The organism is Chitinophaga sp., assembly GCF_036566945.1.
In the GTDB taxonomy this organism is placed as follows: Bacteria; Bacteroidota; Bacteroidia; order Chitinophagales; family Chitinophagaceae; genus Chitinophaga.
Genome location: NZ_DATCVJ010000495.1, coordinates 1 through 12,044, shown reverse-complemented (window position 1 = coordinate 12,044; position 12,044 = coordinate 1). Strand labels below are relative to the sequence as shown.

Here is a 12,044-nt window from a genome sequence, read left to right as displayed (position 1 = left end):
GAAATTAAGTACTTCTTTCGAAATAGATAACGAACCCGGTAACCGGTTTGACCCTCAGCTATTCAAAACACTGTTTACAAAAATGGCTACAGGTATCCGTGACGGCGACCCTACACTTAAAATTGCAACACCCGCAGTAGTAGCCGGTAAAGGAGATAATTATTCACAGGGTTTAAATAATTTTTATGGAGACAAAGACATACTGCCCCTGTATGACATCATCAATTTACATACCTATGCTACCATGGAAAAAACGTTCACCAACAATAATTCCTGGCAGCGAAGTTTTCCGGAAGATAAGTCTCTGCAATACCTGAAAGTAATAGACGAAGCGATTACGTGGCGTAATCAGCATGCACCCGGCAAAGAAGTGTGGATAACCGAATTTGGATATGACGCCTGTACTGCCGCCGCCATGAAAAAACGGAAAGACTGGGCACTGAAGCTCGACTGGCAGGGCGCCAGCGATTTACAGCAGGCGCAATACCTGGTGCGTTCCTTCCTGGTATTTGCTGCCCGCGATGTACAACGCGCCTACCTTTATTTTTATAATGATGAAGATGAAGCGTCCTTTCATGCCGCCTCCGGCCTCACGCGAAATTTTAATCCGAAACAATCTTTCTGGGCCGTAAAACAATTGTACCATACGCTCGGCGATTATCGTTTCCGCCGCATTGTACAAAAGAAAGAAGGAGAGTTGTACGTATTTGAATTTGAACATAGCTCGGACCCGCAATCGCTCATATGGGTGGCCTGGTCGCCTACTGGCGCCACTACGCAGTATAAAGACAGCTACCAGCCACATACCACAACCACCACACTGGATAAGATGCCCGGACAACCGTTGAGTATAACGGCCATGGCTACTGCAGATGCACCCGCACCGGCAGTTGCCTGGGAAAAGGCCGGTGACCGGGGGTTCCGCGTCACTGTAGGCGAAAGCCCCGTGTATATTACCATCCGGAAAAAATAAAAATTCCCTGGCGTTTCCGATGGTTTTTTAAATTAGTAGGATGAATAACCCAACAACCAATATCCGGCGTCCTTTTGTTTTATCAGGAGGTGGCGCCCGGGGATATGCCCACCTGGGCGTGTTAAAAGCATTTGCAGAGCATCACATTTTTCCGGAAGCAATTTCCGCTACCAGCGCAGGATCTATTGCCGCCGCCTTTATCTGCGATGGCTACAGCACCGATGAGGTGAGAGAAATATTCCAAAAACATAAGCTCGGGCTATCTATGCAGTGGCGGAACTGGCGCGCCGGTTTCCTGTCTCTCAAAAAAGTAGAAGAAGTACTGAAGCTAACCTTGCGAAATAAAACCTTCGGATCACTCCACATTCCCTTATACATTACGGCCACCAATTTTGTTACCGGCGACCAAACCATTTTCAGCGAAGGTGACCTGATCCCGGCAATCCTGGCCGCATCTTCGGTACCACTGCTGTTTCCACCCGTGGAAATTGCAGGCGCGCAGTATGTAGATGGCGGCCTGTCCGGTAATCTGCCCATAGAGCCCCTGATGGCGCAATACCGCGATATTATTGGCGTACACGTAAATCCGCTGACAGCCTATAATCCGTCCAGCGGCTTCCTCGCCAATCTGGAAAGAACCCTGCACCTCGCTATTCGTGAACCAGTGCTGAAAAATAAATTGCTGTGCCGCCATTTTATTGAACCTACAGAACTGGGCCAGTATGGCATGTTTGAGTTTAACCGGCTGGAAGCCATCTATACTACCGGTCTCGACTACACGCGAAATTTATTGCAGCAGGAACCGGCGATGTAAACAAAAAATTCAATTCCCCATATGAGAACCCTGATTTGTCGCAAAGTGTACACTATTTTGTCGCATTTAACCATCATCGGAGTTAAATAGTCAGGGTATGTTTGCATCAACAACGACAATCACTTTTAAATCCTGAAAAAATGAGCACCGTAGCAAAAAACATGATCACCGTATCCGCCATTGTAAATGCACCTGTAGCAAAAGTTTGGGATGCCTGGACCAACCCGGTACATATCGTTAAATGGAACGCCGCTTCTGACGACTGGCATACCCCTAAAGCTGAAAACGATCCCCGTACCGGTGGAAAATTTATGTCCCGCATGGAAGCAAAAGATGGTAGCTGGGGCTTCGACTTCGCCGGCGTGTACGACGAAGTAAAAGACCATGAACTGATCGCCTATACACTCGGTGATGGAAGAACCGTGAACATTATTTTCGAAGGAGAAGGCAACACCACCAAAGTAACAGAAACTTTCGAGGCAGAAAGTGAAAACCCTGTTGAAATGCAACAGAGCGGATGGCAAGCCATCATGGACAGTTTCAAAAAGTATACAGAATCGATTACAGACTAAGGTAGCTGCCATGAAAACGCTTATTGTAACACTCTCGCTGGTAATACAACTGGCGATCATACCCCGCGCCACTCACGTGAGCCTGATGACCGAAACCGATAAGTTAGCCCATTTGATAAACCCCTTCCTGGCTAAATAATCATCCTCAATATATATAGAAAAACAGCCGCATTCATCTATGATGAATGTAGCTGTTTTTCTAAAACCGGCATTCCTCTACACCTATACAATGACCGGAAACGGACGCTCTCCTGTGTCGAAATCGGACAGCCAGCCAAGTTCCTGTCTTATAAAATACTGATTTCCAACCAGCCATCATCGGGTATTGTATTTGTGGAAGATGAATTTCTTTCACACCTATTTTCATTTTATTCTTTTTAATAGTAGTAAAATGTTTAAAAATAATATCCGTGTCATTTGGCGAAATCTTTTAAAAGATCGTCAGTTTACTTTGCTGAATTTGTTGGGTTTATCTACCGGCCTGGCCTGCTCTTTATTGTTATGGTTATGGATCAGCGATGAACGCCAGGTAGATAAGTACAATGAAAAAGATGCGCAGCTATACCAGGTAATGGCCAACATTAAAAGTAATGGAGGTATTAATACGATGAGCAATACCCCTGGAATGCTGGCGAAGGCATTGAAAGAAGAAATACCCGAAGTAGAACATGCGGTATCTGTACTTCCTGCTTCCTGGTTTCCTTTCAAAGGGATCATTACCATCGGCGATACCCGTATGAAAGCAGGAGGACAGTATGTAGGAAAAGATTATTTCGATGTATTCACCACGCAGCTGATAGCAGGAGATAAAAGCCAGGTGCTCCGTGAGAAATCCAATGTGATCATTTCTGAAACATTGGCCAGGAAAATGTTTAAGACTACGACTGCCGTAGTGGGTAAAACATTGAAATGGGATGAGCAGGAGTTTGGAGGCTTATTCACTATTTCAGGCATATTCAAAGATAATCCGCCTTCCGCCACAGAACAGTTCGACCTGATGTTTAACTACGACCTGGTGCTGGAAAAAAGACCGGGATTAATGAAATGGGGAAATGATGATCCCAGCACTTTTGTGATCGTAAAAGCGCATACAGATATAAGTCAGCTGAATAATAAGATCCGGGATTTTGTGTTGAAGAAAGATAAAGAGGCAGGCATCCAGCTTTTCCTGGTGCGGTTTTCCGATCAGTACCTGTATGGTAGATATGAAAATGGTGTACAAGCCGGCGGCAGAATTACCTATGTGAAAATGTTCTCTGCCATCGCGATGCTGATACTATTAATTGCCTGTATTAATTTCATGAATTTGTCTACCGCGAAAGCCGGGCGGCGCATGAAAGAAATAGGTGTTAAAAAAGTGATGGGCGCGAGCCGTGGAACCCTGATCGCGCAGTACATAGTAGAGTCTATGTTAATGACTTTTTTATCGCTGATACTCGCCATCATTTTGATCATCTTTTTATTACCGGTATTTAATGAAATTGCAGGCAAACAAATAAGTCTGCATTTCAGTGTAGCATTACTCCTCACCATTGCAGGCGTTACGTTGCTCACTGGTATCATCGCGGGTAGCTATCCCGCCTTGTATCTTTCCGGATTTAACCCGGTAGCCATATTGAAAGGAAAGCTCAATACCTCCTTCAGCGAAGTATTGGTACGTAGGGGTTTGGTGGTGTTTCAGTTTACGTTGTCGGTAGTATTCATTGCGGCGGTATTAATTATTTACAAGCAACTAAGTTTTATACAATCCAGGAACCTGGGCTATAGCAGGGCACATACCCTTCATTTTGAAATTCCATTTGAAAACGATCCGGCTAAAATAAGTCATGCCGTTTCTTTTGTGAATGAACTGAAAGCAGTGCCCGGCGTATTGAATGCTTCCAGCTATTATCACAACCTGATGGGTGCGCATGGCAATATTTCTGATTTTCAATGGCCCGGAAAAGATCCGCATAACAATATTGATTTTTCAAATCTGGAAGTAGGGGATAACTTCCTGGAAACCGCCGGCATCGGCATTAAAGACGGAAGAAATTTCTCTGCCAATGAAAATGCGCGTAAAGAAATCATCTTTAATGAAACGGCGATCAAACATATGGGGTTAAAAGATCCCGTAGGTAAAACCATTAAATTCTGGGGAGAAGAAAGGCAAATAGTAGGGGTAGCGGCGGATTTCAATTTTGAATCTTTATATCAATCGGTGAAGCCTTGTTTCTTCCAGGTATATCCTGTAACGCCCAATATACTGGTGAAGATAGATGGTAACAGGGAACAGGAAGCGATTGCCGGCATCCGTAAAGCGTATCAGCAATTTAATCCCGGCATGGCCTTCGAATACCGTTTTCTGGATGAAGATTACCAGGTAATGTATGCGTCGGAAATGAGAGTGGGCGCTTTATCGCGCTACTTTGCCGGGTTGGCGATTATTATTTCCTGTCTTGGTTTATTTGGGCTGGCTGCTTTCACAGCTCAACGGCGACAGAAAGAAATCAGTATCCGGAAAGTGATCGGTGCATCGGTGGGTAACCTTGTATTGTTATTGTCTACCGAATTTTTTAAACTGATATTGCTGGCAGTGGGCATTGCGTTCCTGCTTGTATGGTGGGGTATGAATCATTGGTTGGGATCTTTCGCATATCGTATTCATATAGGGCCGGATGTTTTCCTGATCACAGCAGGGATCATTACCGCGATAACGATATTAACCGTGAGCTTTCAGGCGATTAAAGCGGCCCTGGCAAATCCAATAAGATATTTAAAGGGCGACTGAAGTATTTTTCGTCATCGTTGATGATTGGATCTATCCCTTGAGTCGCTCTTTCAGCAGCCGTTGCAGCAGTGGTAAGCTATCAATTCCTGTGGGAAGCTCTTCCTCCCGGTCATAAATGATTTTGCCGGATTTATCAATGAGTAATAATAAGGGAACACCTGATTTGACGTACGCTTTTTGTAAGGCCTTATCGTTGAAAATTTTTGTCCAGGTGATTTTATATTTCGCTACTGCATTAAGAAAGGCCGTAGAGTCATCGTGGACCGTACTCCCGATAATCTCCAGTTGGTCAGTATTGTAAGTGTCCCTGATTTTTTTTATGGCCGGCAGTTCTGCTACACAAGGTACACACCAGGATGCCCAGAAGTTCAGCAGCACATACTTATTACGATAATCGCGCAGAGCTATTGGATGCTGATAGATGTCGGTGGTGGTGAAATCCGGCGCCATCGTATTTTTCTGTACTTCGAAGGTTGCGATCGTAGCTAATGTGGTGGCCCCTTCTGCGGAATTTGTTAAGCTGTCAGGGAACGTGGAATAGAATAGTTCTCTGAGCTGGGCGCCCGTTATACGCGGATATCCATAAGGGCCGCCACCCGCCATGTACACCATGTCGGTACGGAATAGCCAGAAGGAAAAGTATTGTGATTTATTATTAAGGAGGAACTGAATTTTCTTGTCTTCTACTGCTTTTCGTTTATCAAAGAATATTTTCCGCTCCCGACTGTTTAAGTCCATAATAGCGGTAGAATGGGTATTCCAGTAGTCGTCCCTTTCCTTCTCAACGTTGGCAATAAATGATTGGAGCTTGTCGCCTACCGTCTTTTTTACATCAATGGCATTCACTAAACGTGGACTTTTTGGAGCCCTGTAAAAATTGATGAGAGCAGGTGACTGGTTTACCCAATATGTGCCACCACTGAATTTTTCATCTTCCTTCCGTGTAATGGTAACAGTCGCATACCGGGAGATGTAACTACCGGACATGGTCATTTCATGATTTACAAAGTGTGGCGATACGTAGATACGTTCATCTTTCCCATCATCATACCAGATGACAATATTTTTCTCATTAACGCCGGCAGGAATAATGATTTTAACGGTGAAGCGTTTGTCTTCCGCTACAGATGGGGATGGTCTTAGAAACGTGAGTGCGAACAGGCATTTAAATAGGATATTCGGCATATTTTTTCATTGTGGCACCGAAAGTAATAGATTCGTTGTTTGGATGTAAATAGTGGCCGTGCAATTTTTTGTTAAAGCTGTATTTAACCTGTCTTGTTATGCGGTGGCTTCCTGTTTCGATTTATAGATATAGGCAGCGATAGTAGCAGTCAATAATGTTTCTACGATAAAGTAAGCCATTTGTGTGGCGAGTTGTTGTGGTGTAAAGAAGGTAAATCCGGGTACTTCTGCGAGGAGTTTATGATATTGAATAAAAAAGAGGAGATGCCCTAAAATGTCGGCGAAGAAATAAGATGCCGCCGTAAATATAATGGCACTCTTGAAAATATCGTTTTTATTAGCGGCTGCATGGATCCGCTGTAAGTATAGGAAAGTGATATAGGTGATCAGGGAGACAGAAATCAGCATTCCTGCTGCCGGCAGGATCCATCTGGCCGATGCTTCCTCATAATTTAAGAGGCCATTTTGCCCCAGCTGGTTAATGATCTGCGCGTTTACGGTTCCCAGGAACAGCACTACCAGCACTGTTTTAGCGATGTAAAGCATCCGGAGGTTATTTCCCTGCGCTGCATTAGACCGGTATTGCAGTAGCAGGAAGAAAATAAGGAGGACGGGGTAAAAGAAGTAATTGGAGATGCCTTCATTGTCGAACATACCGCTGTACACAATGGCCTGATCTAACAGCAGCCATAATCCGCCCAGTATCCAGGCGATGACTTCCACGGCTACACTTTTGGTACTGAAAACAATAATAGACAGAAGGAGTGCTACTAGCAGGATCAGTAAGGCGGCGCCGCCAATAAATAAGAGAATGCTCCCAGGATACATGTTTAATCTGGTTTAACGATGAATGAAGTCTACAAGACATAGATACAATAAAAATGGATGTTGAGCTCGTTTTTTCGCGAAAAGAGCACTAATTGCTTTGCTGAGGCAACTGGCAAATCAAGCGAAAATGACCTGATTTGCTATGTTTTTGAGTAGCTGGATTTATATTTATTATAATTATATAATAAATAAACAATATGAATAATCAAAATCGTTTTTACTTAAGTAACTAACTGATTATTAACTATCTATGCTGAATAAATGATGTAAAACGGCTTTGTTTGATTTTATCCGAAAATAATAGTCTTAAACGTACTGTCAGTATATGTTTAGGGAGAAGTGTCGGGCTGATATCCCATTATTTAAAAGCTCCCAAGCGGGTAGAGCAGTATAAAAAAAATGCTTCGTTATTTAAAACTCTTTAGGTGTTTCAACTATATAAGTGTACCTTGGGGGTAATTAATAAATAAAATATAATGCAACAAGGTACAGTTAAATTTTTCAATGAATCCAAAGGATTTGGTTTCATCACTCCATCTAATGGTGGTCCAGACATCTTCGTTCACATATCCGGTATCACTGGTGAGCTGCGTGAAAATGACAGTGTAACGTATGATGTAGAAAATGGTAAAAAAGGATTAAATGCAGTTAACGTAAAAGTTATCTAATTTTATATATCTTACTCATTGAAAAAAAGTATGCTGAAAAGCATACTTTTTTTTTGCTTTTTTTTGAAAAAGCACACTGGGAGCGGTTATTTATCTTCAATATACCTGAAATGAGAAGAGGCTATATCAAAAGATACAGCCTCTTCTTTTTTTATGCGATGTGATGATGATTATTGTCTTTCGAAAGTTCGTACCGCCGTACCGAAGTTGGGGTTAATCACCACATACTTCAATGTTATATTAGCACCGGAACGTGTGATGGAAGTATTGGACAATGACAAGCCGCCAAGTGGAGTATTTTGTGAGGGCCCTTCAAAGGTATTCTCATCTGGAAATCCGATGTAATACGGAAAAACAAAAGGGGCCGGTGCACCTGCCACCCCGCCAACATTGTCGATGGTATATAACCCTGTACCCGCTTTTACCACGTGTACTATTTCATTATTTCCAACGCGCTTGTAAGATCCGCTGATATCATCACTGGGAGAAATAGTGGTTACCAGCACCAGTCTGTCGGCACTGGTTCTGTAACCATATACATTCTTCGTGAGAAAGCTGACTACATAAAAGCCTGCATTGGCCGGGTCTACATTATTGGAGAGAGGCGTAAGCTCCGTAGAAACCTTCGTAATACTGTCGTACCCCGTGGCGCCGGCATCCGTATAGGTGCCACCTACACTTAACGTCACCACCGGATCTCCTTTTAGTGTGATCGTAGGAAAAGTGGGTGTCACCATTTTCGTGTACACGTCTTCCGAATTCTTTGAACAGGCGGAGAGCAGCATGGCGCCTGCCAAAAAGATATATAACGCTTTCATGCAAATCAATTAATAGTTAAAAAATATTGAGCAGCCTTTGGTATAATCACCAACAGCCTGCTCTTTAATTGGCCCACCATACTTTATCATATACGAAATGATTTGTTTTGGGAGCATTCGGATTCCTGGCCAGTTCAGAAGTAGGATACAGGAATATACCCGGATATCTGCCGGCACCGATAATAGAAGCTTTTGAAAGCGTGAAGAAGGAAGGATATCCGGTTCTTCTCCATTCTGTCCAGGCTTCTATCGTTTGGTTACCACACATCGCTGCCCATTTTTGTGTAATAATAGCTTTTACCTTTTCTTCGGTAGTACCACCGGTCGGAAATGCGATTGCCGGTTGTGCGATATAATCTGCCGCGCCATCTACTTCATAAGCGGCAAAATTATCGGTGATGCCTTGTTCATATAATGCAGCTGCATCTCCTGTCAGCCAGCCTCTCACGATGGCTTCTGCCTGCAGGAAATCGGCTTCATAATCTGTCATTAGTTTCACGGGAGCTAATGCCGAATTCGGATCTTTTGCATTAGCGCCGGTAAGCGCAGATGGAGGAGAAACAACAGTGGTGGGAGGGGCATTGAAGCTGCCCTGTGGAATACCCACAACACCACTTCCTACCGCATCATAAAACACATCCAGCCTTGGATCACTATTGCCACTGAAAAAGTTAACAGCAGTAGAACTGGCCACCAGGTTTTGGGTGGTATTCAGTACCGGACCGGCAGAAGCGCCATACAATGGATTCTGCTGACCACCGGTGGAATTAAAGTTTTGAAGAGCTGATTCTCCGGGGTGGATAAACTCCGCTCCCTGCAGTGACCTCACAATAGTTGCGGCCCTTGCGGCATCTTTTTTCGCCAAACGTAATCCAATTTTTAGTTTGAGGGTATTGGCGAAGCGCAGCCATTTGTCCATGTCCCCCTGGTAAATAAGATCATCAGCACCAGGTGCCACATCTGTATTGCTGATAAGGTTGGTGGCATCTTCCACCATTTTTACCAATCCGTTATAAATATCACTTTGTGATTCATATTTCGGATTCAGGATCCGTTCAGTAGCATCTCCCTGTAAAGCTTCACTGAAAGGTACATCTCCCCATAAATCGGTGCTTAACTGGAAAGAGTATGCTTTCAGCAACATGGCAATGGCCACATATTGTTTCTGATTGGTGGCATTGCCCTTATCAATCACCTTCTGGAGATTTTCAAGTCCATCTATTTCAATAGCAGACCATACATTACCAAAATCACCTTCAGCCGGAGCATATTGGTCCAGGGTTTTATATTGAGAAGAGTTCGGGCTCTGTGTCCAGTATTGTCCCCAAACGCCACCATTAATGGTCAGTGTATTGCCAACCGCAAAAGTAAGTCCCGATTGCGCAGATGGGAGTAGTACGTCTACCGTCACATCTACCGCATTGTTGGGATCTTTGTTCACATCCAGGAACTTTTTGCACCCTGCTGAAAAGAGTAGGAGGGTTGTCAGATAAAGTAGTGTTAATATATTCGTTTTCATCAATTTTGTTTTTAGGCCCGGTTGAAATTAGAAGGTAACGTCCACTTTAATACCCATGTTCCTGAGCGAAGGATTGGATAAAAACTCATAACCCTGTACGTTGCTGGCGCCCTGGGAGTTGATTTCCGGATCCGCAAATTTGTTGGAACTCGGTACCCACAGAAACAGGTTGTTACCATATAACAACACATTTAGTTTGGTAAATGGTGTATGCCTTAACATCGACTGGCTGAAAGTGTACCCAATGGACGCTTCGCGGAGTTTCACGTAGCTGGCATCTATCAGATTTTCTCCTGCCGGAACCACATTGGTCCAGTAGTTATACGGGTGAAATTTGATAGAAGTATTGGGTACTATTTTACCGGTACCATCATCATATACGGAGTTCGGGAATACATAATCCTGTCTGCCGTTAGCAGCTGTTTCCAGTGCATAGCCACCAAAGTCAATCAGGCTCTTGGTATTGGAGTAGAACTGACCTCCCTGCTTGGTATCAAACAGGAATCGCAGCATAAATCCTTTGTAGGAAACACTACCGCCAAAAGAAGCCATATAATCCGGTAAATACGTACCATAATAACGGGTCGCATTATTAAGTGGTAATCCCGTCTCTTTATCTATAATCACTTTGCCGCTGGCAGAATCGATCGCCAGCCCCGTGCCATAGAAGGTACCATAAGGTCTTCCCTTAGCAGCTACCTGCGCCATCGCGGTGGTACCGCTGATGCCGGCACTAATGGCTACCTGGTCCAGTTTATCATTGATGTCAACTACTTTGTTCGTTAGTTTACTATAAGTAGCAAAGAGGTCTACCCGCAATCCATAAGAGGTATTAACAGGTGTGGCCTTTAAACCAATTTCCAGACCTTTGTTGGTCATTTCTCCCACATTCAGGGTAATGTTATTGAACCCGGAACTATTAGGGATAGGAACGTCTACAATCTGGTTGGTAGACTTGGTACTATAGTAAGTCACATCCAGGTTGATCATGTTCTTTAAGAACGACAACTCTGTACCTACTTCAAAGGAAGAGGTAAATTCCGGTTTCAGGTCTGGATTCCCGATGAGTGTACGGCGGGCAAAGCCAGGAATCGTAGCGTTGTTGCTCGTAATAGGAAATAAGATCTCTCCGAAATCTCCGTTGATAATTGTTTTAGTATAAGTGGTTTGTAACCGGTAAGCAGGCGCATCTGCACCTACCTTCGCATAACTGATCCTCACTTTACCAAAGCTGATGATATCCGCGAATGCCTTATCCTTATACAACTCTGAAAATACAAACGCAGCGTTTACACTGGGGTATACGTAAGAGTTGTTATTGGTAGGCAGGGTAGAGGAAATATCATTACGGATGGTTCCTCCCAGGAACAGCATATTCTTATAATCGAAATCTGCTTCTCCATAGAAACCATATAACCTCCTTTGTGTAAGTGTATTGGTGGAATTGATCGGACCATTGGAATTATCCAGATTATAGAAATCAGGTACAATTAAACCACCGGAAGTATTGGTCGCTGCAAATAGATTGTTGCTGGTCGTCATGCGCACGTTATTACCACCCAGCAATTTCATATTCAGATCTTTGGTCAGCGCCTTGGTGTAGGTGATGATCAGGTCATGGTTGATCTGGCTGTAGTTGGTAACATCCTGTGAATATTTACCATTATCTACCCAGTCACTACCCTCATAAAACGGATCCACCGGAGCAAAATGATATTTGGCGCCTTTTTCATACCGGCGGTCGCTGTAGACATCCGCACCAATACGTTCTGTAATATCAAGACCGGTAATTGGTTTGTAGCTCAATGAAATGGTTCCGTTTACGCGTTCTACGGAGTTGTTATTTTTATAGTTCTGCAACAGAAAATAAGGATTCTTCGTATAGGCGCCATAGTAG

Annotated in this window: 11 protein-coding genes; 6 read left to right on the top strand and 5 right to left on the bottom strand. The window is 43.7% G+C overall.

What is annotated here, in order from left to right; translation table 11 throughout:
- From VIP81_RS15165 to VIP81_RS15145, 5 genes are all read left to right on the top strand, one after another.
- The coding region (locus VIP81_RS15165; RefSeq protein ID WP_331962276.1) for a hypothetical protein at positions 1–973 on the top strand (973 nt) is incomplete at its 5' end.
- 40 nt (positions 974–1,013) lie between these two features.
- A complete protein-coding gene (locus tag VIP81_RS15160) occupies positions 1,014–1,787 on the top strand; it encodes a patatin-like phospholipase family protein (RefSeq protein ID WP_331962274.1) in 774 nt (257 codons plus the stop codon).
- Between the two features lie 140 nt (positions 1,788–1,927).
- Complete coding sequence (locus VIP81_RS15155) at positions 1,928–2,359, top strand: SRPBCC family protein (RefSeq protein ID WP_331962271.1); 432 nt, start codon at positions 1,928–1,930, stop codon at positions 2,357–2,359.
- Positions 2,360–2,369: 10 nt separating this feature from the next.
- Positions 2,370–2,498, top strand: coding sequence for a hypothetical protein (locus VIP81_RS15150; protein ID WP_331962268.1), 129 nt, complete (start codon positions 2,370–2,372; stop codon positions 2,496–2,498).
- 312 nt (positions 2,499–2,810) lie between these two features.
- On the top strand, positions 2,811–5,129 hold the full coding sequence (locus VIP81_RS15145; protein WP_331962265.1) for an ABC transporter permease: 2,319 nt from the start codon (positions 2,811–2,813) through the stop codon (positions 5,127–5,129).
- Positions 5,130–5,159: 30 nt separating this feature from the next.
- Here VIP81_RS15145 and VIP81_RS15140 read toward each other — a convergent pair whose 3' ends face one another.
- Both VIP81_RS15140 and VIP81_RS15135 read right to left on the bottom strand, forming a co-directional pair.
- A complete protein-coding gene (locus tag VIP81_RS15140; RefSeq protein WP_331962263.1) occupies positions 5,160–6,314 on the bottom strand; it encodes a TlpA disulfide reductase family protein in 1,155 nt (384 codons plus the stop codon).
- Positions 6,315–6,410: 96 nt separating this feature from the next.
- Positions 6,411–7,142: a hypothetical protein gene (locus VIP81_RS15135; protein WP_331962261.1), complete on the bottom strand. Its 732-nt coding sequence runs from the start codon at positions 7,140–7,142 to the stop codon at positions 6,411–6,413.
- A 476-nt stretch (positions 7,143–7,618) separates the two neighbouring features.
- Between VIP81_RS15135 and VIP81_RS15130 the strand changes: the two genes are divergently transcribed.
- Positions 7,619–7,810, top strand: coding sequence for a cold-shock protein (locus VIP81_RS15130; protein ID WP_133809298.1), 192 nt, complete (start codon positions 7,619–7,621; stop codon positions 7,808–7,810).
- A 170-nt stretch (positions 7,811–7,980) separates the two neighbouring features.
- On the opposite strand, the gene VIP81_RS15125 is transcribed toward VIP81_RS15130, so the two are convergent.
- The 3 genes from VIP81_RS15125 to VIP81_RS15115 all read right to left on the bottom strand — a co-directional run.
- Positions 7,981–8,628 carry an immunoglobulin-like domain-containing protein gene (locus VIP81_RS15125; RefSeq protein WP_331962256.1) on the bottom strand — a complete coding sequence of 216 codons (648 nt, stop codon included), beginning with the start codon at positions 8,626–8,628 and terminating at the stop codon, positions 7,981–7,983.
- Positions 8,629–8,692: 64 nt separating this feature from the next.
- Complete coding sequence (locus VIP81_RS15120; protein ID WP_331962253.1) at positions 8,693–10,147, bottom strand: SusD/RagB family nutrient-binding outer membrane lipoprotein; 1,455 nt, start codon at positions 10,145–10,147, stop codon at positions 8,693–8,695.
- Between the two features lie 27 nt (positions 10,148–10,174).
- Positions 10,175–12,044: TonB-dependent receptor domain-containing protein (locus VIP81_RS15115; protein ID WP_331962250.1), on the bottom strand; the 1,870-nt coding region annotated here is incomplete at its 5' end.

Bases quoted from the DNA above. Each gene is read 5' to 3' on its own strand.
- VIP81_RS15150 (WP_331962268.1), top strand. From the start codon at position 2,370: ATGAAAACGCTTATTGTAACACTCTCGCTGGTAATACAACTGGCGATC.
- VIP81_RS15130 (WP_133809298.1), top strand. From the start codon at position 7,619: ATGCAACAAGGTACAGTTAAATTTTTCAATGAATCCAAAGGATTTGGT.
- VIP81_RS15125 (WP_331962256.1), bottom strand. From the start codon at position 8,628: ATGAAAGCGTTATATATCTTTTTGGCAGGCGCCATGCTGCTCTCCGCC.
- VIP81_RS15155 (WP_331962271.1), top strand. From the start codon at position 1,928: ATGAGCACCGTAGCAAAAAACATGATCACCGTATCCGCCATTGTAAAT.
- VIP81_RS15140 (WP_331962263.1), bottom strand. From the start codon at position 6,314: ATGCCGAATATCCTATTTAAATGCCTGTTCGCACTCACGTTTCTAAGA.
- VIP81_RS15160 (WP_331962274.1), top strand. From the start codon at position 1,014: ATGAATAACCCAACAACCAATATCCGGCGTCCTTTTGTTTTATCAGGA.
- VIP81_RS15120 (WP_331962253.1), bottom strand. From the start codon at position 10,147: ATGAAAACGAATATATTAACACTACTTTATCTGACAACCCTCCTACTC.
- VIP81_RS15135 (WP_331962261.1), bottom strand. From the start codon at position 7,142: ATGTATCCTGGGAGCATTCTCTTATTTATTGGCGGCGCCGCCTTACTG.